18 protein-coding genes and 1 tRNA gene are annotated in these 25,105 nt (G+C 58.1%); 7 read left to right on the forward strand and 12 right to left on the reverse strand.

The genetic code is table 11. The features are described from left to right. Nucleotides 1–8 precede the first annotated feature (8 nt). From TRESADRAFT_RS12815 to lnt, 10 genes are all read right to left on the reverse strand, one after another. Entirely contained in the window at nt 9–950 is a 942-nt protein-coding gene (locus TRESADRAFT_RS12815) for a hypothetical protein (protein ID WP_002706241.1), read from the reverse strand. A gap of 300 nt (nt 951–1,250) precedes the next feature. After that, the gene (locus TRESADRAFT_RS12820; RefSeq protein WP_002706242.1) at nt 1,251–2,231 is read right to left on the reverse strand and encodes a DHH family phosphoesterase; all 981 of its coding nucleotides are present in this window, start codon (nt 2,229–2,231) and stop codon (nt 1,251–1,253) included. A 174-nt stretch (nt 2,232–2,405) separates the two neighbouring features. After that, a complete protein-coding gene (locus tag TRESADRAFT_RS12825) occupies nt 2,406–2,846 on the reverse strand; it encodes a hypothetical protein (protein ID WP_002706243.1) in 441 nt (146 codons plus the stop codon). Between the two features lie 35 nt (nt 2,847–2,881). Further along, complete coding sequence (argF, locus tag TRESADRAFT_RS12830; protein ID WP_002706244.1) at nt 2,882–3,838, reverse strand: ornithine carbamoyltransferase; 957 nt, start codon at nt 3,836–3,838, stop codon at nt 2,882–2,884. A gap of 65 nt (nt 3,839–3,903) precedes the next feature. Continuing rightward, nucleotides 3,904–3,976, reverse strand: a tRNA-Met gene (locus TRESADRAFT_RS12835). A 135-nt stretch (nt 3,977–4,111) separates the two neighbouring features. After that, nucleotides 4,112–5,929 (reverse strand): methyl-accepting chemotaxis protein, encoded by a 1,818-nt coding sequence (locus TRESADRAFT_RS12840; RefSeq protein ID WP_002706245.1) that lies wholly within the window; start codon nt 5,927–5,929, stop codon nt 4,112–4,114. A 162-nt stretch (nt 5,930–6,091) separates the two neighbouring features. Further along, nucleotides 6,092–6,556, reverse strand: a complete 465-nt coding sequence (gene nrdR, locus TRESADRAFT_RS12845) for a transcriptional regulator NrdR (protein WP_002706247.1) — start codon at nt 6,554–6,556, stop codon at nt 6,092–6,094. A 27-nt stretch (nt 6,557–6,583) separates the two neighbouring features. Beyond that, complete coding sequence (locus tag TRESADRAFT_RS12850; RefSeq protein WP_002706248.1) at nt 6,584–7,225, reverse strand: CbiQ family ECF transporter T component; 642 nt, start codon at nt 7,223–7,225, stop codon at nt 6,584–6,586. 2 nt (nt 7,226–7,227) lie between these two features. Continuing rightward, nucleotides 7,228–8,604, reverse strand: a complete 1,377-nt coding sequence (locus TRESADRAFT_RS15770; protein WP_002706249.1) for a biotin transporter BioY — start codon at nt 8,602–8,604, stop codon at nt 7,228–7,230. Nucleotides 8,605–8,712: 108 nt separating this feature from the next. Next, entirely contained in the window at nt 8,713–10,455 is a 1,743-nt protein-coding gene (gene lnt / locus TRESADRAFT_RS12860) for an apolipoprotein N-acyltransferase (RefSeq protein WP_002706250.1), read from the reverse strand. Nucleotides 10,456–10,590: 135 nt separating this feature from the next. On the opposite strand from lnt, the gene TRESADRAFT_RS12865 reads away from it, so the two are divergent. The 4 genes from TRESADRAFT_RS12865 to TRESADRAFT_RS12880 are packed head-to-tail and all read left to right on the forward strand — an operon-like array spanning nt 10,591 to nt 15,589. Continuing rightward, nucleotides 10,591–11,901 carry a galactokinase gene (locus TRESADRAFT_RS12865; RefSeq protein ID WP_141607408.1) on the forward strand — a complete coding sequence of 437 codons (1,311 nt, stop codon included), beginning with the start codon at nt 10,591–10,593 and terminating at the stop codon, nt 11,899–11,901. Between the two features lie 17 nt (nt 11,902–11,918). Next, the gene (locus TRESADRAFT_RS12870) at nt 11,919–12,698 is read left to right on the forward strand and encodes a 5'/3'-nucleotidase SurE (RefSeq protein WP_040843235.1); all 780 of its coding nucleotides are present in this window, start codon (nt 11,919–11,921) and stop codon (nt 12,696–12,698) included. Nucleotides 12,699–12,722: 24 nt separating this feature from the next. Continuing rightward, the gene (locus tag TRESADRAFT_RS12875; RefSeq protein ID WP_002706253.1) at nt 12,723–13,424 is read left to right on the forward strand and encodes a tetratricopeptide repeat protein; all 702 of its coding nucleotides are present in this window, start codon (nt 12,723–12,725) and stop codon (nt 13,422–13,424) included. Nucleotides 13,425–13,453: 29 nt separating this feature from the next. Then, complete coding sequence (locus tag TRESADRAFT_RS12880; protein ID WP_002706254.1) at nt 13,454–15,589, forward strand: NHL repeat-containing protein; 2,136 nt, start codon at nt 13,454–13,456, stop codon at nt 15,587–15,589. A gap of 89 nt (nt 15,590–15,678) precedes the next feature. Here TRESADRAFT_RS12880 and TRESADRAFT_RS12885 read toward each other — a convergent pair whose 3' ends face one another. Both TRESADRAFT_RS12885 and TRESADRAFT_RS12890 read right to left on the reverse strand, forming a co-directional pair. After that, nucleotides 15,679–20,271, reverse strand: a complete 4,593-nt coding sequence (locus tag TRESADRAFT_RS12885) for a hypothetical protein (RefSeq protein WP_002706256.1) — start codon at nt 20,269–20,271, stop codon at nt 15,679–15,681. Beyond that, nucleotides 20,268–22,223 (reverse strand): hypothetical protein, encoded by a 1,956-nt coding sequence (locus TRESADRAFT_RS12890; protein ID WP_002706258.1) that lies wholly within the window; start codon nt 22,221–22,223, stop codon nt 20,268–20,270. The genes TRESADRAFT_RS12885 and TRESADRAFT_RS12890 overlap by 4 nt, the downstream gene beginning before the upstream one ends. A gap of 79 nt (nt 22,224–22,302) precedes the next feature. Between TRESADRAFT_RS12890 and TRESADRAFT_RS12895 the strand changes: the two genes are divergently transcribed. From TRESADRAFT_RS12895 to trmB, 3 genes are all read left to right on the forward strand, one after another. Beyond that, nucleotides 22,303–23,460 (forward strand): DUF8084 family protein, encoded by a 1,158-nt coding sequence (locus TRESADRAFT_RS12895; RefSeq protein WP_002706259.1) that lies wholly within the window; start codon nt 22,303–22,305, stop codon nt 23,458–23,460. After that, nucleotides 23,460–24,182: a hypothetical protein gene (locus TRESADRAFT_RS12900; protein ID WP_002706260.1), complete on the forward strand. Its 723-nt coding sequence runs from the start codon at nt 23,460–23,462 to the stop codon at nt 24,180–24,182. The genes TRESADRAFT_RS12895 and TRESADRAFT_RS12900 overlap by 1 nt, the downstream gene beginning before the upstream one ends. A gap of 207 nt (nt 24,183–24,389) precedes the next feature. Next, nucleotides 24,390–25,103 (forward strand): tRNA (guanosine(46)-N7)-methyltransferase TrmB, encoded by a 714-nt coding sequence (trmB, locus tag TRESADRAFT_RS12905; RefSeq protein ID WP_040843140.1) that lies wholly within the window; start codon nt 24,390–24,392, stop codon nt 25,101–25,103. The last annotated feature ends 2 nt before the right edge of the window (nt 25,104–25,105 follow it).

Below are 25,105 nucleotides of genomic sequence, written 5' to 3' on the forward strand. Positions count from 1 at the left end.
CGAAACTTTCACCTTTTTTCGTCCTTCGGGTCGTTCTCCTCCGATTCTTTCTTGAAAATCTCGCTGTAGTCCTCTATCACGCCTTTCTCCTTCGCGTGGGAGATGCAGTAGTAGACTTTGCGCTGCTTTATTCCGAGGATGCGGGCTATGTCGGAATTCTTCGGCGTCGGGATTTTCCCATCCTCAAGGCTCTCGTTCGCCTTCTGCCATGCGCGCTCCTGTCGCTCGTATCTTTCGCGGAGCCTCATGTACTCGTGGCTGCTCTCGTCGAGCCTGCCCAGCTCCGCCTCGTATTTCCGTTTCCTGTAGTACGTTTCGTCCCGCCGCGCCATGAGCATGCGCCTGTTGCGTGCCGTGCGCGTCTCCGGGCATGACTTGAGCGACTCTATCATCTTCAGCAGCTCGCCGCCGCCGATTCCGGTGAACGCGCTGAGCTTCTCGAGCGCTTCGTCGTCAACGTCCCTGCACGATTTCATTGCGAGCACGAGCGCGGTTGTCCTTGCGTCCTCCTCGATTTTCCTGCGCCTGACGGAAGAGCGCCGCGCAACCCGCCTCTCCGCCGTGCCGGAAACGATGTCCGCGGGGTTCGATGTGTCGTCGAACGGCCGTACCGACTCGACGGCGTCGTGGCGTATCTCGTTTTCGAGCGACTGCCGCTCCGCCGCAATCTTGAGCTGCTTCTTCCTCCACGTCATCTTGAAGAACAGCGCGCAGTTCCTCGCGAACGTCTCGAATTCCGCGACGCTTTCGTCGTAGCTTTCGATTATCCGCCTGAACCGGGGCCTGAACGAAAGGAGGAAGTCGCTCAGCTCGTCCTCGTCGAGCGAGACAAGGCCGTAGCGGCTCGGGTTCGTGTACATTTCCGCCCAAAGCCTGTTCTCCGCTTCGTCCATGCTGATTTCACCGCGCCTGTACATCGACGCGATGTTCTCGGAACCGTTTTTTTTCATGTGATACTCCTTTTCATGAAATGTTAAGAAATCACATGCAAGTTCCGTGCCGAGTGGAATTTTTTGAGTTTTTGGAGAAAAAATGCCCGAAATCTCCACTTTTTCCAACAAAATCCAACAGTTCCAGAAAGAAAATCCAACAAAATCCAACAGTTTGGCAAATTTCCAACAAAATCCAACAAAACGGGGCGATTTTTGAAAATTTCCAACAAAATCCAACAAGATTCAGCCTCTTCGGGCAAAAAAAAACGGCGGTTTTCCCCGCCGTTTTCTTCTATCCCGCGAAAAATTCCGTTTTTTTTACAAAATTTTTTGGAATTCCGCGCAAATTTTCGGTATCACGTTTCCGAGCTTGCCCTCGATGCTGAGCCCCGCCGCATTTTTGTGCCCGCCGCCGCCGAATTTCGCCGCAATCGCGCTCACGTCGACCTTGTCCCTCGAGCGGAATCCTGCCGTGCAGGTGTCCTCGGAGTCCTGCCTGACGAACAGCACCGCCTCGACGCCCTCTATCGCGAGCAGGAGCGAGTACAGCGCGTCCGAGTCCCTGCCGTCCTGCCCGAACTTTTTCGTGTCGTCCATCGTCTCGTACGTCACGATGAGCTTTCCGCCGAATTTTGCCTCCGCGCGGTCGAGCATGATGCCGAGAAGCTTCCTCGTGCTGAGCGATTTGCCACCTGCCATCTCGTCGTGCGTCGTCCTCGGGTTCGCGCCCGCCTCCACGAGACGCGCGGCCTGCCGGAATACTTCCGCCGAGTCCTCTTTCAGGAACCGGAAGAATCCCGTGTCCGTCGAAAGCCCGAAGAAAAGCTCCTTCGCGACGTCCTGCGGCACGGGGCCGACCGTCTTCTCGTAAATCTGCTGCACGAGGCACGCGGTGGCGGGGGAGGTTGGGTCTATTATGCAGTTCTCCTTCGCGTCCGCGGTCTTGTGGTGGTCTATGATGTACGTGTCTATCCCCGAAAGGTCGCCGTTTATCTCCCCGAACCGCGACCTCTCCGAGCAGTCCAGCACGACGATTGCCGCCGACTTCCGCTCGCTCTGCGATAGCGCGCGGGGCGTGTCGGTGAAAAGTCCCGCCTTGTCCTTTATCTCGTGCCTTTTGAACGGGCCTGCGGAGAGAAGCTGGACGTCCTTGCCGAGCTTCTTGAGGAGGGCCGCCATTCCGAGGCAGCTGAATATTGCGTCCCCGTCCGGCTCCTTGTGCCCGATGATGAAGAAGAACGAATGGCTGCCGATGAAGGCCCGGAATTCATTGATTTTTTCGTCTGTGATGATTTTCATTGCAGTGACCTGATTCTGATAAAAATATATGTTCCCAAAAGCCGGCCGGATGGTTCCGGACGCGCGTCGGCAATCCATGCATCCGCCGGAAATTCAGGCGTAGAAAAAAAATAAGAGCCACCGGTTTATCGGCGGCTCTTTGGCGCATCATCGTGATGCTCGGGAAATCAATCCCTAGTAAACCATTTCGAGCGAGTCCTTGTCCTTGTCGGAAACAACGAGGTTGCTGTCCGCAACTCCCCATGACGCGCTCATTCTGGAGACCGGCATCGTGAGGATGACATGGTTGAAGGACCCTTCCTTTGTTACGACCGTCATCCATGGAGCCATTCCCTTCGGGAGCGGGCGGAACGCGAGCTTTGCGTGGTTGCTCTCGTCCTTCTCGTACCATTTTTTGGGAATGGATACGCTTCCGACCGAGCCGTGTCCTTTTGCGTACATGACGAGGTATGCGTCCTTGTGGTCAAGAACCTTATAGACCGTCACGTTGTGGTATGAGATTTTTGCTTCCTGAAAAGGATACTTGTACTCCTGCTCCTTCTTTGAATCCTGTGCAGAAGCTGAGAATGCCATCGCTGCAAAGAGCAGTGCCGAAACGATGAGTGATTTTTTCATACAAAAACTCCTTTTTTTGCACAATTCATCTGCAACTATTGGATGAGTGCAAGCATTATTGCCTTTATCGTATGCTTCCGGTTCTCCGCCTGATCCCACACTTTGCTGAAGGAACTTTCGAATACATCCTCGGTAACTTCCTGCCCCTTTACGGCGGGGAGGCAGTGCATGAATATCGTGCCGGCCTTTCCTGTCGCAGCCATGAGGCTCTCGTTTACCTGATACGGTGAAAGCAAGCGGGTTCTTTCGTCTTTGAGCGATTCCTCGCCCATCGAAACCCATACATCAGTATAAAGGCAATCTGCGCCTTTTACAACCGAAATTTTATCGGAAATTTCTATTTTGGCTCCGCTCTCCCGCGCGAACGGCTCGCATATTTCCTGTATGTCCTTTGGCGGGAACAGCTCTTTCGGGCTGTATATGGCGAAATCGATGCCGAGCTTTGCCGAAATCACCATGAGCGAGCGCGCGACGTTGTTCCTTCCGTCTCCGCAGAACGCCCATTTCAGTCCTTTGAGTGTGCCGAAATGCTCTTTCAGCGTCATCACGTCGGCGAGGGCCTGCGTCGGGTGGTATTCATCTGTCAAGCCGTTTATGACGGGGACGCCCGAGTATTTCGCGAGCATCTCCGCGTGTTCCTGTCTGAAGCCCCTGAATTCGATTGCGCTGAACATCCTGCCAAGAACCCGCGCCGTGTCCTCCACGCTCTCCTTTCCCCCGAGCTGGATGTCCTGCGTGGACATGAACACCGGATGGCCGCCTTCCTCGCCGAATGCAGTCTCGAATGACGAGCGCGTCCTTGTGGAGCGTTTCTCGAAGATGAGAGCGATCGTCTTTCCGAGAAAACGCTGGTGAACCTCGCCATCCCGCGCCTGCTTTTTTACGAGGAACGCGTAGTCCAGAATCTGGAGAATCTCCTCCGGCGTGTAGTCTCGCCAGGTGAGGAGCGAACGTCCCTTGAAGGGTGAGCCGAACTTTTCTGCTTCAAACATTGGGAACTCCTTTTTTAGCATAAAAAAATAGAGCCGATCGCATATTTCTTGCAATCGGCTCTAAGTAGGGGCAATAGGATTTGAACCTATGACATACGGAATATGAGTCCGGTGTTCTACCAGCTGGACTATGCCCCCAAGTGATGATGTTAATATACCGAATCGCTTTTTTTGTGTCAACAGGTTTTGAAAAAAAAAAGCGATTTTTTCAAAGAAATTATGGAGACGCACCAGCAGTTCCGGTTACATGGCGGCGCGTCTCCGATGCGGAACCTAGTTCACGGTGAATCCGGTGACCATCCCGACGACGCTTTCCGCGGCATCCTTGTTCCTTCCGCTCGCGTCCTTCGCTTCCGCGGCTGCGTCCTTCATGTCGTTCATGTGCATCGAGATTATGCTCGACTGCTCCTTCGTCTCGTCTGCAATCGATTTCAGGTTGTCTATCTCGGTGAAGACGCGCCCGCTTTCCCGCTTCATCGTCTCGGACGCGCTCGTTATGGATTTCGTTGTCTCGTCGAGTGTCCCCATCATCTGCAGAATCTGCCCGACACCGGCGGTCTCCTCCTCCATGCCGTGCTTTATGGAGCGCATCATGTCGTCCATCTGCCCGATTTTCCTTCCGACGGTGTCGAACGCCGCCGTCGACTTCTGCGACGACTCGACTATCTTGTGTATCGCCATCGTCACGTTGTCGATGATTGCCTTGATTTCACCGGACTGCGTCGCGCTCGTCTCCGCAAGCGTCCTGATTTCGTCCGCGACGACGGAGAATCCCTTTCCGATTTCGCCCGCGTGCGCCGCCTCTATCGCGGCGTTCATCGCGAGGAGGTTCGTCTGCTCGGCTATCGCCGCGATTGCGGTGTTCGCCTCCGTGAGGCTCTGCGACTGCACGGCGATTCCCTCAATCTGCTCTCCGACCTCCGTCTGTATCCTCCCGCCTTCCTTCGCCTCCGTCACGAGCGCCTCGTATTCCGTCGTTATCGAGTCGACGGTCTTGCTGACCGATGCTATGTTCGCGGAAATCTGCTCGATTGCTGACGACGACTGCGAGATGGCGGAGACCTGGTCCGAGATGCGCTTGTCGAGGTTCGCGATTTCGTCCTTGACGATTCCGACGCCGTCCGCGACTATCGAAATCCTGTCCGTCTGCGACGAAATTCTTCCGTCTATAGCCCCGATTCCGTCTGCGGTGCTGTTTATGCTGTCGATGCTGCTCTTCATCTTCTCGTGGAGAATCGCCCCCGTCTCCTTCAGGATTCCGGATTCCTTCTGCAGTTTTTTCACGAGCTGCTCGAGGCTTCCGATTACCTTGTTGCAGTTTTCCGCGAGCGTGTCGATTTCCGTGCGGCCTCGGCTCGGGAGCCGTGACGTGAGGTCCGCCGTCCCCTGCGATATTTTCTCCATTTCCGACGATATCTTTCGTATCGCGCCGAAAATCCTAGCGGAGAATAGATATATGACGAGGATTCCGGCAATCATGAAGGCAATGCCGAACAGCGTTATCCTCGTTATCTCCTTCCGCATCGTGCTGATTATGAACTCGACGTCGAAATCAACGCCGACAAGACCGACTATCTGCCCGCGCGAATTCCGTATTTCCTTGAACGTGCTTATCTTCCAGCCCCATTCGCCCTGGTTCACGAGCCCGGAGCAGGACTCGACGCCGTGCTCAATCGTGTCTATCGGGGCGTATCCCCACGATTCTATGTCCTCCTCGGTGCCGAGCGCCGAGAAATTTTTCTTGTCGCTCGGCGGGCAGCTTCCGTCTATCACGTAGGTGAACGTCGTGCCCGATTTCCGCGTCATCGTGAAAAGGTACTGGCATTCGACGGATTCCTTGAGGTCAAGAAGCTGGAGCCTCGTCTCCTCGTAGAACGGGTCGCTTTCGTCGAGGGTGGAGGCGAGCGATTCGAATTTGTCCCCGTCGATGAGCTTCGCGGCTTTGTTGACGACAGGCTGCCCCTGCATCCGCGCGAAAGCCTCGCCCGTCCTTATTATGGATGTCCCGGCTAGCACCGAGAGCACTATGATGGAAATGAAAATTACGGCTGTGAAGCCCGCTATGAAACGGCTTTTTAAAGTTCTGAACATATGCTGCTCCGCTTTATTTTGATATTTTTTTAGGTTAGTCTAACACTGTTTCTCTAAAAAGAAATATGAGCCGGATAAATTTTCGTTTTAATGGGGAGCGCACGGCGCGGAGGGGGCGGGCGGCAGGAAACTGGGACGGGATTCCCTGCCGGAAAAAGAATGCTACTCGCGTTTCTTGTCGATTTTCTTCACCTCGGTTATGAATTCGTCGAGGTTCTCGAAGTGCTTGTAGACCGACGCGAACCGTATGTAGGCAACTTTGTCTATCTCGTTCAGTTTCTCGAGAACAAGCTCGCCCAGCTCCGTCGTCGCGATTTCCCTGGACGATTTCGCGCGCATTATCGCGGTTCCCTCAATCTCGTTTACGAGCGTCTCTATCGTGTTCGTCGGGACGGGGCGTTTCTCGAGCGCGCGCTCGATTCCCTTCTCGATTTTCGTGCGGTCGAACGGCTGCCGCCTTCCGTTCTTCTTGACGACCATGAGTGGCTTGTATTCTATCTTCTCGTAGCTCGTGAAGCGGTAGCCGCAGCTCGTGCATTCGCGCCGCCTTCTAATCGACTCGCCGTTCGACATCGTGCGCGATTCGAGCACTTTGTCTTCCATTTTCCCGCAGTATGGGCATCTCATGATTCACCTCTTTTCAGATGGGGAATTCTACAGTTGTCGATTCTGTATTGCAAGTGATTTTTCGTATCCTTCGCGCAGGGAGACCTGGAGGAAGCGCGGGACGAGCGTCGTCAGCTTCGCGATGCTATCCGCTCCGCCGCGCGCCTTCCACGCGGTCTCTATCCGGCTCCAGAACGTCGCTATCCGCGGTATGAACGACAGCGCGAGCGCGAGCGTGTCCGATGCCGGCGTCGCTTTTTTTCCTGTCAGTTTCCGCTCTATTGAGGCGAATCCCTCCCTGAACTGTCCCGTGCTCGTCGTCCTGTAAAAAATCGACGTCGTTTCGAGCGAGAGCGCGAGCCGGGAAAGGAGCGGGACATACGTGCCGTCGGGGACGAGCATTTCCGGAAAACCTGTCCCGGAGACGGCGTTCATGACGGCGGTCGCGGCGTAGAGGAGGACGGCGTATGCGATTGTCGGCTTGTTGTCGGAGAATGCCTCCGCCGGCGTCAGCCCGAGCAGCGCGACCGAGACGATTATCAGGGCGGGGTAGGCTGCGAGGCACGCTTCTGCCGGAAGCGCGAACGACGTCAGCGCGAGGATAACCATGAGCGCGAGTTTTGCCTGCGGCGGAATTTTGTGGAGAACCGTCTGCTTCGTCTTGTAATGGAAGAATTTCGCGCCTTCCATCGTCATCTCCATACGAGGTCGGATGCCGACTCGTATTTCGCGAGCGGGTTCCGTATCGACCATTGCTCGAGGTTGAGGGAGAGCGCGTCCTCGGGCTTCCCGTCGAACACGACTTTCCCTTCCTTGAGGATGACGAAGTGGTCGGCGAGCGCAAGGCATTTCTCAAGCTCGTGGGTCAGTATGATTACGGTCCTGCCTTTTTCGTGCAGTTCCGCGATGAGCCTGTTCACGTCGAGTACGCCTGGATAGTCGAGGTTCGCGTAAGGCTCGTCGAAGATGAGTATGTCCCGGTTCATCGCGATTATCGACGCGACTGCAAGGCGCCTCTTTTCCCCGCCGCTTAGGAATTCCGCCGGGATGTCCGCCTTGTCGAGGAGCCTGACCTCCGCGAGCGCGTTTTCCGCGATTCGGGCGGCGCTCTCCTTTGTCTCCCCCGCGTTCCTCGGGCCGACAGCCGCGTCCTCCCGGGGCGTGTCGCCGAGAATCTGCGTGGCGGCTTCCTGGAATACGAGCCCCGGCTTCGACATCGTCGTTATCTCGCCGTCGGTCGGCTCCATAAGCCCCGATATGAGCTGCATGAGGACGCTTTTTCCGCTCCCGTTCGCGCCGCCTACGATGGTGACGCTTCCCTTTTCGATTTCCATGCTGACGTCGTAGAGCGCCGCCTCGTATTTCTTTCCGCCGTCCCTGCCCGGGAAAAGCTTCGTGACGTTCTTGAGCGACACCGCGGATTTCCCGTCGCGCATCTCCCTGAGCGCCTCCCGTTCCGCGTCGCGCGCGCTTTTCGAGGACGACGATATGTACCGCGCGGCAATCGGGCGGAGGAGGAGCGTGAGCGGTATCGTGACTGCAAATTTTATCAGGTCGCCGGGAATGAACGGGATGAACGTGAGCTTCAGCGCCGCCTGAAACGTCTGCGGCTTTCCCTTTCCCGCCATGACGTGCATGAACCACGGAATTCCCGGGACGTACACGATTGCGTATGCGACGAATGCGGCTGCCGCGATTTTTATGACGGCGAGCCGCCCCTTCCGCTCGTTTTCCGTCGGGACGCCGAGCGCTATTCCCGCGGCGAGCGAGCCGAGCAGGTAGCCGAAGATATAGCCGCCGGTCGGTCCCGCGAGGATTGCGATTCCCCCGTGCGCGTTTGCGAATACGGGAATCCCGACCGCGCCCGCCGCCATCCATATCAGCACCGATGCCGGGCCGAACGCGCCTCCCAATGTCGCTCCCGCGAGTATGCAGAAGAAATTCTGGAGCGATATCGGAACGCCTCCGGGCAGCGGAATCGACATCACGCAGCCGACTGAGATTATCGCGGCGAAAAGCGCGATGAAGCACGATTTTAGGATTCTGTTTTTGCTGTTTTCCTGTCTCATTTTAAAATTGTAAACTCTCTTCTATTGTTTTTAAGTTTACAATCGAACATATCTTCAATCGGAACCTCTGTCAATACGGGGCATCTCTGGTTTTTGTGGAGTGAAAATTCAGAAACCTTCCTTTAGCGCTGCGATTAGCCTCGTCTTCCTGCCGAATCGTGCGAGCGCGGAGAACGCGAGGACAAGGGCGGCGAGCGTTTTCGGGAGCCAGTTGCCGAGCCGTGCGTAGAGGGTAATCTGCCGCTCGAACACGGGAATTCGTGCCGCGAGGGCGTCCTCGACGAAAAGCGGGAGGTTGGACAAATCCCTGCCGTTCGGGCCGAACACGACGGTGTAGCCCGCGTTTGTGCATCGCGCGAGCGTCGTCCTGTATTCGATGGCGCGGTAGTGGGCGACGACGGCGTGCTGCGTTTCCGCCGATTCCGTCCTCGACCAGGCGTCGTTTGTCACGTTTATGAAGACCTCGCTCCCCGAGAGGAACATCGCGCGGCATACTTCCACCGCCGTGTCGTCGAAGCAAATCGGGGTAGCAATAACAACGGAGTCGCGCGGCTTTTCCGGGTACTCGTCCGGGCCTGCGCCCTCTACAATCGATATCGTCTTCCGCAGCCGCGTGTCCTTCGCGTTCCCGCTTATCGGAATCTCGAACGTCGTCACGCATTTTCCCGGATACCATCCGTACGAGAAGCCGACCATGCTTTTCATGATGTTCCGCACGAATTCAATCTGCACGCCGGGAATAAGCTCCGCGAACGGCACGAGGTGCATTTTCTGGTACGAGCCCTTGTAGTCGCCGTGCCTGTCGAAAAGCAGCGCGGAGTTTCCGTACTGCCTCCTTTTCAGGTTCAGCGTGACGGGACCTCCGATGACGAACGGCGTGTCCATCCGTTTTATGAAGTCGAGGAGCGGCTCGTCCTCCGGGAATGAGGCGTAGTACAAGCGCGCGTTCGGGAACCTTTTCGTGAGGACCGCCTCGCTCCACACGACGAGGTCGCATTCCTCACCGACGCTCCTCATCTCGCCGATTTTCTTTTCCGTCAGTTCCTTCGAGACGCGTATCGAATTCGCCTCGCCCTTGAGCCACGGGTCTCCGTTCTGCTGGACGAGCACCGCGTTGAGCGTCTTCGTCTGCGTCCGGGGCTTCGCGTACTCGAACGCGCCGTATGCGACTGACAGCGCGAAGAGCGCCGCGCACGTCTCGAACGCCCGTGCCGCCGCGCCCCTTGATGAGAGCCGCGCGATATGCGCCGATTTCTGCATGAGGACGAGGGCCTCGCCGGAGCTGGCCGCGAAGAACGCCATCAAAAACGTGACGCCGTATGTTCCCGTGATGTCCGCTATCTGCGTCAGGAACGGGACGGTGTACGCCGTCATCGAGAGCGTTCCCCACGGGTATCCGAGGAATCCGCTCGACTTGCACCATTCCCAAATCGTGTACACGGAAGCGAACCAGAGCGTCCTGAGCGTTATCCAGGGGGCGTTCTCGTCGGCGCTGGCAAAAAGCTTGCCGCCTGTCCAGTTTTCCTGGAGCAGCACCGGAAGGTAGAACGCCTGCGATATGAACGCCATGACGAACCCCGTCCCGATTGTCGACGCGCCGAGCGTGAACATCGCGAACCCGTGGAAGTTCCCCAGCCAGAAGCTCGACATGAGGTTGACCGCCGCGGCGTTTATGAAGCATATGATGAACGCGTCCTTCTGCGTCCTTGATTTCCTTATTGCAATGTATAGGGGAATTGTCGAGACGAGCCCGAGCGATGCCGAGCCGAACGGCAGAACCTCATTCGGGATTCCCGCCGATATCATGAGCGCCGAAAAAAGAGAACAAAAAACTTGTAAAATCCAATACATTATAATATCATTTTATTCACTAGTATTTAAAAAAGCAATGATGTGCAATGCCTGTATAGGTATTGCAACTTTCAAGTAATCCCAAAGAGAAGCCATGATGTCTCGGAATGTCTTTGGAGAAGGGCGCATAAAGGAATGATTCTCGAACGTCAAGACGAAAATCAGGGTGGGGCGGGGAAGATGCCCGGTTTTGCTGGCGGAAATTCCGCCAAGGTGTCCGCGCTTGCGAACCGCGTTGCCGCCGCTCATTCTGGTGAGTACGGAACCGGTGAGGTCGCCGTGGCGGTGGCTCCCGGAAGGTTTCATCTTATGGGTGAGCATACGTGGTATTTCGGCGGGAAAACGCTTTCGATGGCGATAGACCGCTACGTCTGCGTCTCCGCGTCGGTCCGCGGCGACGACCTCCTCAGGTTCAAGTATGTGGACACCGGCGAGAGCAAGAAGATAAATCTGTCCGCGCTGAGGTTCCGCAAAGAGGACAAATGGGCGAACGCCATAAAATGCGTGATATTCGGGTTCGTGTCGGCGCACGTTATCGAGCGCATCGAGGATATTCCCGGAATGGATTTCTGCGTCTCGTCCGAGATTCAGCCGTCTTCGGGGCTCGGGATAACGACCGCGATGAAAGTCTGCGCCGCGTACGCGATAAACAGCCTGCTTTCGCTCGAATGCTCCGATTCCGAGATTCTTGCCGCGATAGACCGCGGCAACGTCGAATTCCTCAAGGAGAAAAACGAGAACCATTTCGCGGAGAACGTCACGGCGATGTTCTCCGAGCCGGGCGCGCTCGTCCTCACCGACCATTCGAAATCAGTCCCGTTCTCGTCGTCTTCGTTCGGCATAATGGGCGTCGGTTTCGAGGGGAAGAACGTGCTTCTCGTCGATGCGAAGGTTCCGCGCGTCTCCGTCTGGAACGAGTCGTCCGTCATGAGCGGCGAATATTACGATGCGCTCGCGTCTCTGCGGATAGAGCGCTCGGATGTTCTCGGCGGATGGACGTACGAGGACGACAGGAGCGAGGTGAATGCCGTCCTCTCGTCTATGCCCGAGGACATACGGAGGCATCTCTACGCAGTCATGACGGAGCACCGCTGCGTTCTGGACGCCTGCTCCGCGCTTTCCCGGAACGACTACGCCTCTTTTGCCCGTTCCGTCAACGCGAGCCACGAGGCGATGACCGAGCTGTACGATATATCGTGCCCGGAAATCGACTGGATTCTGAAACGCCTTGTCGAGATAAATCCGAAGCCTGACCGCAACCACAATCCCGTCTGCTGCGGGCGCATAACGGGGCAGGGGTTCGGAAGGTGCCTCTACGCGGTCCTCGACGACGAGAACATCCCCGAATTCAACGAACGCCTTTACGAGTACACAAAAATTTTCGGATTCAAGACATCCTGCTACGCCGTCCATCCGTCGGCGGGCGTGTTCGTCATGCGCTTCTGATGGAAATGGAGAACGGAATGAACATTCTTTTGACAAACGATGACGGTATAGACGGGGAGGGGCTCCTCGCCCTTGCGGACGCGCTTTCGCGGGTTGATGGAATCAGCGTGTTCGTTATGGCGCCGGACTCGAACAGGTCCGCGGTCTCGAGCCTCCTGACGATGACGAAGCCGATGAAATTCGTGCGTAGGCGGGAGAACTGGTTCTCCTGCTCGGGAAGCCCCGTCGACTGCGTGATTGCCGGGCTGCGCTCGTCCCTTTTTGATGGGGTGAAGTTCGATGCGGTCGTCTCGGGAATCAACAAGGGCGCGAATCTCGGCACCGACGTCGTGTATTCTGGCACGTGCGCCGCGGCACGGCAGGCGACCCTCTACGGAATTCCCGGCATCGCGCTCAGCGTCGAAAGCTATGACGGGAATTGGGATTTTTCCGGCATGGCGCGGTTCTGCGCGGAGAACGTTTCCCGTCTCGTATCGCTCTGCACCGGCGAGCTTTTTGTAAGCGTCAACGGCCGTTCTTCCGATAAATATAGCGGTGCGGTGTTCTCGTCGCTTTCCGTGAGGGATTACAAGGACCAGTTTCGGATTCTGGCCGATCCCGCGGGAAAAAATCCGGACTTGTTCTACGGGTTTTTCGTCGGGAGCGAGATAAGCACTGCCGCGAGAAGCGGAGCCTCGCGCGATTCGGCGGATTTCTTCGTGACGAAGGAGCCTGCCGATGACGGTTCGTTCCGCGTTTCCGTTACGAGAATTTTTGCCGAGCCTTCTGCGGCCGACGACTCTTCTCTCGGATTCTGAAACAGAATTTGTTTGGGTGGGGATATGACAAAGAATACAGTTTTCCACGACGGAATCGTCCTCTATAACAAGCGCGACTACAATGGGGCGCTGACGTTCTTCCTGTCGCTTCCTGACGATGCCTCGATAGACAACATCGAGCTTGCCTATTACATAGGGCTGTGCTACGCCCGGCTGAAGAGGTTCGACGACGCTATGCTGTATCTTGAGCAGGTCGTCACCGCCGGCGGTTCCTCTGATGATGGCGGCGAGCGGAAAAACGGCAGGGTTTTGCAGTGCAGGTACATACTTTCGATAATATACGTCATGAGCGGCAGGAACAAGCTTGCGATGTTCGAGCTGAACAAGCTCCTTGAGACGGGCTACAAGCCTTCCCATGTGTACTCGTCGCTCGCGTTTCTCCTGTGGGAGGACGGCGACACCGACGCGTGCATCGCGCATTACAAGAAGGCGATAGAAATTGACCCGAACAACGCGACCGCGCTCAACGGCTTGGGGTACGTCCTTGCGAGCGAGAACAGGGATCTTTCTGCGGCGCTGTCGTACTGCAAGAAGGCGCTTTCCCTTGAGCCGCAGTCTCCGGCGTGCATGGATTCCCTCGGGTGGGTTTACCTCAAGCTCGGTCTCATGAACGACGCGTTCCGCTATCTGAACCAGGCGCAATCGCTCCTTCCCGACAGCGAGGAGATTGCTGCCCACATACGGATGGCGCAGGAGCTGAGGTGAAGCAGGTGTTGAGAAGGAAACAATCAAAAATGGCAGGCGAAAATAAAAAAAATTCATCAGTAATCAGGAACATTGCCGTTGCGGGAATCGCTCTTTCGCTCGGCGCTTTTTTTCCGCATTCCCTTGCGGCGCAGTCCGGGGCGTTCAGCAGCGAGGCGGCGCTGAGCCGTTCGGAGACGGGGGCGAGAAGCGCGGCTTCGGGGCTCGCCGACCAGGAATTCCGGCGCGGCGTCCAGGCGTACTACCGGGGCGCGTTCAACGATGCGGTCATGCAGTTCGAGAAGGCGCTTTCGTATCTTCCCGCGGAGAACATCATCCTCGACTGGCTCGGGCGCTCGTATTACCGGGCCGGAATCGAGGGCGCCGCCCTCCAGCAGTGGCAGTTCGCGTCCGATTCGGGGTACGGCGGGCTTCTCCTCAAGAACAGGATTGACATCGTGCGCGAGCGGCGCGTCACGGACAACCGCTACGATTCGCCCGTCCGCTATACCGAGGCGGGAAGCTATTCCGGAATCGCCGGCGACGACGGGAAGACGCTCGTCTTCAGCCAGCCCGTCTCCGTCCTGCCGAACGACGACGGCACGGCGTGGGTTCTCGCCTACGGCACGAACGAGCTTGTCAGAATAGACGTGAACGGACTTGTCGTGACGAGGACGGGCGGGCCGCTTAACGGTTTCGACAGGCCGATGGATTTGATACGGCTTTCCGGCGGGAACCTGCTCGTCTCGGAATTCGCCGGCGACAGAATTTCCGAGCTGAGCCCCGGCGGCAGGTTCGTCCGCTCGTTCGGGCACAAGGGGCGCGACGTCGGCGGGATGATTGGCCCGCAGTACATGGCGGAGGACGAGGACGGGAACATATACGTCTCCGATTTCGGGAACGCGCGCGTCGATGTGTTCGACAAGGACGGCGAGCCGCTGTTCAGTTTCGGGGACATGAAAAGCCGCACGGGCGGGTTCTCCGGGCTGAAGGGGCCTACCGGAATCGCCGTCGTCAAGGGCAGCGTTTACGTCGCCGACAACGTCACGGGCGCTGTGTACCGGTTCGACACCGCGGGGAACTTCATATCGCTTCTTTGCCGGGAGAAGACGTTCGTCCTTCCCGAATCGATGAAGGCGTGGGGGAACTACCTCATCGTCTGCGACAGGAACAGGGTCTTCTCCGTCGATTGCGAGACGGGCGCGCTGTTCGAGAACGTCAGCACGGGAAATGCCCCGTCGCGCGTGACTTCGGCCGTGCCCGACGTCAACGGGAACATCCTCGTGACGGATTTCACCTCGAACGAGGTGTTCGTGATGAGCAAGATGAGCGAGCTTGTCGGCGGCCTTTTCGTGCAGATTGAGCGCGTCGATTCCGACAAATTCCCGAAGGTCACGCTCGACGTGAAGGTCGAGAACAGGCGGCGGCAGAGCATCGTCGGTCTCAAGGGGCTGAATTTCCGCGTGACGGAGAACGGCGCGAACGTCGCCGACCTCAAGCTTGAGGGTGCCGCCTACGCGAACGAATTCGCTGACATAACGCTCGTCCTCGACCGCTCCGAATACTCGGCGGGAGATGCCGGGGTCGAGGCGATGGAGACGGCCGTCCGCGAGATTGCCGCGTCGATGGATTCCGGCGTTCTCCGCATAGTCAGCGCGGGCGCCGTTCCTGTGGTCGAGTACGAGGGCGCTCCCGCCGGCGTCGCGAAATTCACCTGCGCCGCGCTGAAGACACCCGTCTCGAAGAACGTCTCGCTCGACCTCGCGCTCCGCCTTGCCGCGAACGGGCTTATAAACGCAGAAAGCAAGCGCGCCGTCATTTTCATAGGCGGCGGGAACGTCACGCAGGGCGCGTTCGGGAAGTACAGCCTGTCTGACCTTACGGCGTACTACAACAACAACTCGATATCTTTCGCGACAATCCTCCTCGAGAACGCGTCCGCGGCCGATGAGATTGCCTTCATACGGGAGAACACGGAGGGCGGCGAGTATTATGTCTACCGCTCGCAGGGGCTTTCCGGCGTCGTGTCCGACATCGTCGGGATTCCGTCCGGGATTTACCGGCTTTCGTATACGTCGGCGCTTCAGACCGAATTCGGCAGGAAGTACCTTCCCGTCGAGGTGGAAACATACCTCATGAACAGGAGCGGAAGGGACGAGACGGGATATTTCGCCCCGCTGCAGTAAAGTCCGCCGCGATTTTGGGAAGCCATGCCGCACGGCATGGCTTTTTTTTCATGCTGAACGGTTCCCGTAAAATCCTTTTCCGCCTTTTCCTAGAACCGGAGCGTGAATCCCGCCGTCGCGCTCGCGCCGAGTGTCGCGCTCGTTCCCCATGTCGATTCGTATGACAGCGCCAGCGACGTGTGCATCGTGATGTTTTTTCCGACTTTCGTGTCGACGGAATGCGAGCAGCTGGCGGCGTATTTCCTCACGGGGCTTTTTTTGGACGATGACGGGGACGTGCTTCCCGCCTTGAAGGAGAGCGAGTCTGTCTTCGTGTTCTCCGTCCGTATCGTTCCGTCCGCGACTCCTCTGAACAGGAGCGACGCGATTGCCTTCGTGAGCGATTTCCCGCTCCGCCGCTTCCATGATGCGGAAACCGAGACGCTCCAGTCGTCGCGCCCCTCCGCGCTTCCCTCCGCCGCCGCGCTTACCGAGTCCGTCCCGTTTATCAGTATGCTCGGCCGTATCGATGCCGCCGCGGAAAATGATGCGCTTCCCGGGTCTTCCCGCGGGATTTTTGCCGAGAGCGAGAGGGATGAGCGGAATTCGTCCTGCTCATACCAGCCGAAAATCGGGATGAGGCCGCTTTTCCCGAATGCGTTCATGAACGAATTCCCGATTTTCAGCCCCGCCTTGTAGATGTCGCTTTCCGAATCCTCCGCCCTGATGTTCCTCGTGACGGAAATCTCCGCGCTTGTCGGGAGCAGCAGGCTTTCCGCCGTCGCCGAGAATGCCCGCTTCCAGCCGAGCACGCACGATGCCGTGTAGAACGCCGCCGTGATTTCCCCGCCCGCGTTTTTTGCCCCGGACACGATTTTTTTCGCGCTGGGGGAAAACAGGCCCGCGGGCGATACGAGCGGTATGAGCCCCGCCTTCCTCGAAAGCGCGCGCGCAAGGAGCGAGGCGTCGTCGGCGTGCGCTTTCATGTCCGCCTCCTCCGTTCCCCCGAATTCGTGCTTTGCGGACAGCGTGAGCGTGTGCGCCCCTGCCGAGAGCGGAACCGAAATCGATGATGCGGTCGTGTCCGAGAATTTCGACGACGATTTGTGGACGGCCTTTGTCGACGCGGAGAAAGCCGGGCGTATGGCGATTCCCGCCGCCGTCAGCCCCGTCCGCGCGGAAAAAGACGCCGACAAGTCCCTCCTCGTGGCGCCGGCGCTTCCTTTGGAGAACTGCATCGCCGTTGCTGAGGAATAGGAGGACGCGTAGCTTCCGGTCTCCGCCGTCCTGAACGCGCTTGAGGCCGCCGATGTTTTTTCTGAAAGAGATGCCGCCGCCGAAACCGACGACGATTTTCCCGCGAATTCCGCCTTCATCGACGCATTTTGCCGCATCGCAATCGTGTCCGCCGATGATGACAGTGAAATCCCCGCGCTCATAGCGCCTTTTTTCAGCGACAGCGAGTCGTCCTTCGATGAGGCGCGCGATTCCGAGTCGAGCGAGAACGATTCGCTTGCCGAGATTATGCCGAGCAGGGGGGACACGGTGGCGATTTTGTGGGATGCCTGCGTTATTTTTCCTGCGCCCGGCGATTTTGCCGCCGCCGCCTCGAACCGTATGCCCGTTATGTCGATTCCTGCTTTCGCGCCCGCGCCGACCGACGCCCCGTCCGATGAGAGCGATAAGTCCGACGACAGCGAGGTGTAGGCGTTGGCGAGAATCTCGGTTCCGCCCGCGCTGGCGATGGTTCCTTTCGCCTCGAATTCCGCCCGCGCCTTGTCGGCCGCCTCGAGGTGCGGTTCGGCGCCGTCGAGATGCAGCTCGTCTATCATGAGCGTTCCGCTTCCTGCGATTTTCGTTCCGTCCCCGGAAATCGGGGTCAGCGAAATCGCGATTTTTGACGGGACGACCGATTTGTCCGCCTCCGCCTCCGCGCCCTCCAGCTTTTCGCCGTCCACAAAAAGCGAGCTTTTGTCCAGGTCTACGGCGAATTCGTGCCAGCCGTCGCCGAGCGTGTCATATGACGAGCGGGGCAGCGCGAACCGTGCCGCGGTGTTTTTCGCGCTGTCCTCGAGCGAGACCGTCATCATCGTCCCGCCTTCCCCCGCGTTTTCCCCGAGCGCGCGCTCGTCTTCGAGAGCGATTTTCGCGAATATGATTGCCCGCTTGTAGCCCGATATGTCCGTTCCGTCGAAGTAGCGCGCTATCCGTATCTCCGCGCCGTCCTCGTCGGTCGTTCCGCCGCCGTATTCCCAGGAGAATGACTGGACTTTGTTCGTCGAGCGGTTGAGGTCGGACACGCGGGCGGATTTGAGCGATGCGTCGGTGCGCGTCTCCGATGCGATTCTGGCGTCGCCGTCCGTGTCCGCCGTGAAATGCGAGCCGTGCAGCTCGTACGGGCCGACGAGAATCGTTCCCGAGACGCGCTTTTTCGACGTGACGATTATGCGCGCGTCGTGGTGTCCCGTCCTGGCTATTCCCGCGCGCTCCTCGTCCGTCAGCGCGACCGTCGCGACCTTCCATCCCTCGCCCTCGCCGAGCGTCCCGCACAGCCGGGAGATGCTCCACGAGGGGATGAGCGACGGGAATTCCTCGTCAATCGAGTCCGCCGCCTCCGCCCCGAGCTGGAGGTATATTTCGATTCCGTCCGCGCCCTCCGACTCGTTCTTCAGCGCGATTTGGAACGACGAGCATGACGCGAGCGACGAAGCCTCCTCAAGCTCGACTGCCGCCGCCGCCCAGAATTCGCTGCTTCCGTCCTCCATCTGCTCGGGGAAGCCGGTGAAGTCGAATTCGAGCGGAACCGCGTATCCCGAGATTCCCACGTCCTTGCGCGCCTTTCCGGCTCCGCCGCCCTTGAGCGACTCGTCGAGCTCCTCCCCGCCGATGACAGGGAGAATCCCTTCCGGGATGTCGTGCGCCGCGTCCTTTTCCAGGTATTCCGTGCCGTTCTCGTCGTCGTCCATCCCGAGAATGCGGAGGATTCCCGTCGTGTTCTCCGCCACGAGCGAGAGCGACGCCGAATTCCGTATCCTGAGATGCTCCGTGCTGATTCCTGCCCCTGCCGCCGCCGCGAGGAAGCCGGCCGACGCTCCGTCCGCGTCCGCGTATTCCTTCCCGTACGCGTAAGTCCACCGTCCCGCCGCCGATACGTCTGCTTTGAGGAACGGGAGGAATTCCTTCTCGATTCCCGCCCCGAACGACACGGAGCCTTCGTCGGTGTCCCCCGAATTTTCGAGCCATTCAGCATGGATTCTGTCGCCTGCCGATACGGGCGACTGGAGCGAAATCGTCCCCGTGTCCGCGTCGAATTCTGCTCCATGCTCGAGGATTCCGTTCCGGTAGACTCTGACCGTCCCCGCGATTGCCGATGTCCCTATCGAAAGCGATTTCACGGGGCTGAGCGTCCGCGACAGAAGCGTGTTGTCGTTCTCTGAATTGGGCGCGTCCCCGTAGCCGAGGTATATGCCCGGGTTCGTCCGCGCGAGCGGGAAGCGCGCCGAAGCCGTAGACCCGTCGCCGTCCTTCGCCGACACGTCCGCGTAGCTGTGCCCCTCGTCGAAGAATTCTCCGCCCGTGTCGTCCTCCGAAATCTCTGCCTCGAACGACGTGTCCGCAATCTCCGTCGATGACGACGCGACGAACGCGTCTGATGGCGGAGTCGTGCCAAGGTCGTACCGCGACGCGTCCCAGAACGGGGAGAACCCGTCCGGGCGCTGGAGGAAGAGAACCGTCGTCCCGCCAATCTCGCCGAGGTAGCCGGAGATTCCGTCCGTCTTCGCGAACGAGAATCCCGATATGTCCCGCCCGAACCATTCCTCCGTCTCTTCGAGGAATTCCTCGATTGCGGCTTGTTCCGAGCCGAGCGCTCCGTTCCTGAACGACACCGCGACTGCCGGGAACCGTCCGCTTTTCTTTCCCGCGCCGGCATCCCGCGCTATCAGCATCCGTTTCTCACGCGCCGACACGACGAACTGCGAGGCGCTGAGCTTTTTGTAGGAAAGCCCGTCGCTGCCGCTCTCTCCGCCGTCCGCGCTCTCGACGAAAACGCCGTCCACCATCGACGAAAGCCCAGCCGACGGGATTGTGAACGACGCTCCGGTCAGCCAGTTTTCGAGGGAGGTCTTAGACGTCACCGCGGAATTCATCCCGAACCAGTCGGCCGTCTCCGCCTCGACGAATTCGTACCTCAGCGCGAAGTCCCCCCGCCATCCGTCGCCCTCAAAATGCCCCATGATTCCCGGCGCCTCGTTCGCGCCTCCGCCGATTCCGTTCCCCGTCTCGCTGACCGAATACGTGTCCGGGAATGTGATGCCCCTGTTCGATACTTTTATTTCCTTGATTGCTCCGTCGCCCCGGAATCCCGCCGAGACGGTGTTCCTGTCGAATCCGTCCGCGAACGACGCGTCGAAAAACCAATGCCCGTCGTAGAGCGCGTGCATGTCGAGGTCGACTTCCTGCGTAAGGGCGGGGGAGGAAAGCTCCGCCTCGGGCGCAGTCCCGAACCCGAACGTCACCGAGCCGCTTCCCGTGACGAGGCTTTTCCAGAATCCCTCGACGCTTATCTCGGCGGTCTTGCCTTCCGAGCCGATGTCGAACGAAATTCCGCCGCCGTCCTCGCCCGGATGCGCCCGGGAATGCGCGGCTCCGAGCAGCACCGCGGCGGCGGCCATGATTTTACGGGCTTTTCGCGCGTTCCTCATCGCTTTCCCTGCACGCGCACCGTTTTCCTTTCCCGCCTGAACGTGCCGTCCCCGCAGTCGTATATCGCCTCGACCGTGACGAACGACGAGAGCGCCGACGATGACGCGTAATCAATCGTTATCGACCGAGGCGGCATGTCCGGGATTACGAACGCGATTTCGTCCTTCGCCGTTATCTTGTATCCGTATGTCGATTCGTATATCGGGATGACCTCCTCGCCGTCGCTCCGTATCGAAATCTGGTATCGTACGGCGTCCTCCTTCGATTTTACGGCGATGTGGTTCGTGCTCATCCCCCAGAACGTGTCCTCGACGACGCTGAACGAGAACGTCCTGTTGTCGCGGTCGGCGATTATCGTGGCGGGCTTTTCGGTGTCCCGGTAGAACCGCTCCGAGACTTTTTTCGACGAGAACGCGAAGACCGCAATAAGGAACAGGACGAGCGCGATTCCGTTCCAGACCGTGCGCCGCGTCGGGTGGCGGCTCATTCCGGAAATGATGTTTATGCGCACGAGGATTTTCTGCCACATCATGTGTATCGGGAACAGTGCGAGCGAGAGGATTACGTTCTCCGCGGGCGTGCAGAATATCGCCCGCTCCAGCGTCTCCCGTTCCGCGCTGCCTATGAGCGATGCTATGTACGGCGCGAACGGCGCCATCATCGCGGCAAGCCATACCATTATCCAGAAGGAGCGCCTTGCCGGGCGCGACGCGAAAATCAGTATGTATTCGATTCCGAACGAGATGAAGAAAAGGATGTCTATCGCGCTGAAAATGAATATGTTCAGGATTGCGACGAACGAAATCATGTACCCGAAAATGAAGGCGTCAATCGGGAGGTGGATTTTCTCAAGAACCGCGAAATAGGCTGAGATGACGAGTATCGAGGCGCAGATTTTTATGGACATCAGGTGGATCGGGTTCATTCCCGGGAGGAGGCGCGCCGACTCCGCGGCTTTCTGCCCGAGGATGACGGACGAGAACGAGAGCGCGAGCGTAAGCGGAATCATGTACCACGCCTTGAGAAATTCCCGCTTGTACCGCGCGCCCGCCTTCCCGAGGAATGAAAGCCCGCAGAGCATGAGCAGGCTGAGCGCGGCGACGGATATCGCGAGCGTGATTATCGCGCTTTCCCCGATGACGAGCGTCCCGAATTTTGTCGACGTGTCGATTATCAGGTAATGGACGTCCCATTCTTCCGTCCCGCGCGCGTCGAACGACTCCGCTATTTCCGCTATGAAACCGAGCTGCTTTCCGTCCTGGAGAGCGACCTCTATCGCGGGGATGTTCCATTTGATGAATTCGCCCATCCGCTTCTCTCCGCGGATAAGACCGAGCCGGTACAGAGAGAGGAACCGGTGCTCGAGTTCCGGGGCCTGGCCGTCTTTCCTCATCGCGTCAGTCACGAGCTTTGCGAGCCACGACGGGGATGCGGAGCCGACGCTTCCCGTTTTTATCGACGCCGCTCCGCCCGCCCCGAAATCGAGCGCGACCGCGAACATCGTGTCGTTGTCGTCGACCTCCGACGCGAACCGCTCCGTCCCGTATTCTCCGCCTTCCGCCTCCCCGTTGCCGTCGAGGGCGGCGCAGAGAATCCTCACGTCCGCGTTCCTTTTCCGCCCGTCGAGGTCCTTGAGAAGCCTTGTGAACTCGCCCGCAATCGTCGGGATGTCCCGCTGCCGGATGTCGACGACCATCGTGCTTCGTCCGCCGCCCGTCACCGCCTCCTCTGTCCTCGGGAAATCGACCGTTATGTTGTACGCGAACGTGTCCAGGCCCGTCTTCGCGAGAGGCTCCTTCGCCGCCCTCCCGCCGAAGCCGCATTCCGCTATTATCGAGAGCACCTTGTCGGAAAGCGCCCGCCCCGATAATGCAGGTTCGCAGCGGGCGGCAGTCCGCAATGACGATACGGCGACAAGGAGCAGAAGCGTTATCAGGCGAGAAAAGCGCATGTTTTTAGGATATAATTTGTTTGTTTACAACGCAAGGGGCTTGCTCTATAATAGAAAATAGAAAAAAAACGGAGTGAAAATGGAAACGGGAAAAAAATTCAGCCTTGAACTGCCGTTGAAGGTAATCCTGACCGAGGACGGTACTTCTTATTTTATCAGCAACAACAAGAAACTTACCCATTTCAGGCTTGCGGACAATGTTGAGGAGGTTGGCATTTCGCTCAATCCGTTTTCACCGCAAACAATCCAGAACATGATAATGAAGGACTTCATCTCGAAAATCGAGATTTCCATGGCGGAATTCGTGTCCGTGCGGCAGAGCGTCATGGATTTGTCCAAGCTCATTGTGTTCTCGATTCTGTACAAGCAGTTCGACAGGAGCCTGTACGCAGAGATTATAAAATGCGATTGCGTCGCGAAATACAACCGCGCGAACCCGAAGAACCTCATCGACGAGAACACGAAGCGTTCCTCTTCTCAGCTCCGCCCTATAATCGAGAAGGGCAGGAGCCGGATAAAGCTCATAAAGGACGTCATCCTCAAGCCGGTCCGCGAGGCCATCGTCTCCAACCGCGACTATTCCCCGCAGGAGCGCAACACGTACCTCCTCATGGTCGAGAAATTCCTCGACAGGCTCAGCCTCATGAACTGGTACGTCATAATGCTCTTCTTCCAGAAGGACGGCTTCGAGAAGATAAACATCGCGATACGCCATCTTCTCCAGGAGTACATGGAAAAGTCCCGCGTCGCAGACGACATCTCGCTCCTCATAATGGAGCTCGTCACGAACAGCGAGAACAACAACCTGAAAAAGGCGGCGGACACGCTCTACAACGGTGTCGAGGACACGAACGCCATGCTCTACGACCCGGAAATCCGCGAGAAGCTGTTCGCGGAGCTTAAGAAGAAGGGCAAGCTCGTCACCCTCTCGTGGAAGCTCGGCGGCGGCTCGACTGCAATCGGGAAGCAGGGCAGGCTGCAGATAATCCTCTACAACAAGAGCGCCGAATTCCAGGAGATGAAGGAGAACATCGCCGACAAGATGGCGACCGACACGAAGAAGCGCACTATTGTCGATTTCTACCGCGAGCTTCCCGACGGCGAGGAGGGGCTCGGAATGATGTACTTCTCGTACCTTGACGAATCGTGCAAGAAGGTCAACGTCAAATTCGAGTCCATAGTGAACCAGCTTTCGTCGAACGATTTGACGGTCATAAACCTCATATTCAATTTCTGATGGCGCGTCGTCTTTTTGCGGCGGGAATCAGGAGCGTTTTCAGAATCATCGGTGTCGCGTCCGTCGTGGCGTCCTCGCCGGTGATTTTTTCGTGCTCGGACGCAGAGCCGGAAATCGCGGAGGTTCAGCCGTCGCTCGTGCTCGACTATGCTTCCGCGGGCGCCCTTCCGAGCGCGTCGCTTTCCGTTTTCCTGCGGATTTCCGGAAACCCGCGTCGCGCGTCGTCCTTTTCCGTCAGGCGCATAGCCGGCGAGGGCGAGATTCCCCTTGAGTGGTTCGTCGGCGAGCCTGATTCGTATCTGACGGACAAGGATTCGTTCGTCTTCAAGCGGAATCTCCGCGTTCCTCCTGTATCGTTCCGTTCCGACGGTACTCCCGCACGTATCCCCGAGCCGGTTCCTCGCGGGAAGTACGAGGCGACGTATGCCGACGATGCGGGCGGGGAGGTGAGCCGCCCGTTCACCGTCTCCTATGACGAGCGTCTCCTTTCGGCGACCGATTCGGACGTTCGGGGCATCCTTGGAAAAACGACGGAGTACGTCGCGCTCTACGCGGAGGACCGCTCGCTCGTCTTTTTCGGGAAGGCGAAGGGCGACTGGACGAGCGCGAGGAACATAACGAGGGATTACAAGCAGGCGGTTTCGATGAGGACGGTTCTTTTTACGGCGGGAAACAAGGTCGTGTGCCTTCTTCCGCCGTCGGCAGTGGACAAAGAGGGCTGACTCGTTCAGAATCGCTCGGACGGCGCATTTTGCGGCAACCTGTTCCGGGGGCTTGTTTTGCGTTTGCCATGCTGAATGTTTTTCGAAAAGAAAGCATGTTTTCGGCATCGATGTGTTTTCGTGCGCGGATTAGGAACGGAAATGCAAGTCATGTATCCGCCGGAATTCGGGCAGGGCGTATTTTTTTATGGATGGAGCTTATTTAAGATGGACAGCGAGAGCAACAAAAACGATGAGGTCGCGGCAAATGGATTCCGCCGCGAGGTGAGGACGTTCGTCCTGCGTGCGGGGCATTTTACGAATGCCGAGAGGAAGGACTACGAGGAGCTGCTTCCCGTGTGGGGAATCGGCTACGACAAGGATTCCGTTCTCGATTTCAGGAAGGTTTTCGGGAACGACAATCCCGTCGTCATTGAAATCGGGTTCGGGATGGGGCGGGCGACCGCCATAATCGCGGAGAACAACCCCGACATAAACTATCTCGGAATCGAGGTGCACAAGCCCGGAATCGGCAAGCTCCTCGGCGAAATCAGGGAGCGGAACCTCAAGAACATTCGGATAATCGCGCACGACGCCATGGAAGTCATCTCCGATATGGTCGCCGACGGCAGCGTCGATGCGTTCCACATTTTCTTTGCGGACCCGTGGCCGAAGAAGCGCCACCACAAAAGGCGCCTCGTCCAGCGGCCGAGAACGGAGCTGCTTTCGAGGAAGATGAAGGCGGGCGGATACCTCTATTTCGTGACGGACTGGCTTCCGTATGCGGAATTCGCGCTCGAGGAGCTTTCGCTTACGGATGGACTCCGGAACAAGTTCGACGGCTTTGCCCCCCATCAGGAGTGGCGGCCCGAGACGCGGTTCGAGCAGAAGGGCGTCGACGCGAACCGCGTAATCAGCGAGCTGATGTTCGAGAGGAGGTGAGC

The sequence above is a fragment of the Treponema saccharophilum DSM 2985 genome (genome assembly GCF_000255555.1).
GTDB lineage: Bacteria > Spirochaetota > Spirochaetia > Treponematales > Treponemataceae > Treponema_D > Treponema_D saccharophilum.

What these genes read in the sequence shown, in the direction of transcription:
- TRESADRAFT_RS12815 (WP_002706241.1), bottom strand. Translation starts at nt 950, where the DNA reads ATGAAAAAAAACGGTTCCGAGAACATCGCGTCGATGTACAGGCGCGGT.
- TRESADRAFT_RS12820 (WP_002706242.1), bottom strand. Translation starts at nt 2,231, where the DNA reads ATGAAAATCATCACAGACGAAAAAATCAATGAATTCCGGGCCTTCATC.
- TRESADRAFT_RS12825 (WP_002706243.1), bottom strand. Translation starts at nt 2,846, where the DNA reads ATGAAAAAATCACTCATCGTTTCGGCACTGCTCTTTGCAGCGATGGCA.
- argF (WP_002706244.1), bottom strand. Translation starts at nt 3,838, where the DNA reads ATGTTTGAAGCAGAAAAGTTCGGCTCACCCTTCAAGGGACGTTCGCTC.
- TRESADRAFT_RS12840 (WP_002706245.1), bottom strand. Translation starts at nt 5,929, where the DNA reads ATGTTCAGAACTTTAAAAAGCCGTTTCATAGCGGGCTTCACAGCCGTA.
- nrdR (WP_002706247.1), bottom strand. Translation starts at nt 6,556, where the DNA reads ATGAGATGCCCATACTGCGGGAAAATGGAAGACAAAGTGCTCGAATCG.
- TRESADRAFT_RS12850 (WP_002706248.1), bottom strand. Translation starts at nt 7,225, where the DNA reads ATGGAAGGCGCGAAATTCTTCCATTACAAGACGAAGCAGACGGTTCTC.
- TRESADRAFT_RS15770 (WP_002706249.1), bottom strand. Translation starts at nt 8,604, where the DNA reads ATGAGACAGGAAAACAGCAAAAACAGAATCCTAAAATCGTGCTTCATC.
- lnt (WP_002706250.1), bottom strand. Translation starts at nt 10,455, where the DNA reads ATGTATTGGATTTTACAAGTTTTTTGTTCTCTTTTTTCGGCGCTCATG.
- TRESADRAFT_RS12865 (WP_141607408.1), top strand. Translation starts at nt 10,591, where the DNA reads ATGATTCTCGAACGTCAAGACGAAAATCAGGGTGGGGCGGGGAAGATG.
- TRESADRAFT_RS12870 (WP_040843235.1), top strand. Translation starts at nt 11,919, where the DNA reads ATGAACATTCTTTTGACAAACGATGACGGTATAGACGGGGAGGGGCTC.
- TRESADRAFT_RS12875 (WP_002706253.1), top strand. Translation starts at nt 12,723, where the DNA reads ATGACAAAGAATACAGTTTTCCACGACGGAATCGTCCTCTATAACAAG.
- TRESADRAFT_RS12880 (WP_002706254.1), top strand. Translation starts at nt 13,454, where the DNA reads ATGGCAGGCGAAAATAAAAAAAATTCATCAGTAATCAGGAACATTGCC.
- TRESADRAFT_RS12885 (WP_002706256.1), bottom strand. Translation starts at nt 20,271, where the DNA reads ATGAGGAACGCGCGAAAAGCCCGTAAAATCATGGCCGCCGCCGCGGTG.
- TRESADRAFT_RS12890 (WP_002706258.1), bottom strand. Translation starts at nt 22,223, where the DNA reads ATGCGCTTTTCTCGCCTGATAACGCTTCTGCTCCTTGTCGCCGTATCG.
- TRESADRAFT_RS12895 (WP_002706259.1), top strand. Translation starts at nt 22,303, where the DNA reads ATGGAAACGGGAAAAAAATTCAGCCTTGAACTGCCGTTGAAGGTAATC.
- TRESADRAFT_RS12900 (WP_002706260.1), top strand. Translation starts at nt 23,460, where the DNA reads ATGGCGCGTCGTCTTTTTGCGGCGGGAATCAGGAGCGTTTTCAGAATC.
- trmB (WP_040843140.1), top strand. Translation starts at nt 24,390, where the DNA reads ATGGACAGCGAGAGCAACAAAAACGATGAGGTCGCGGCAAATGGATTC.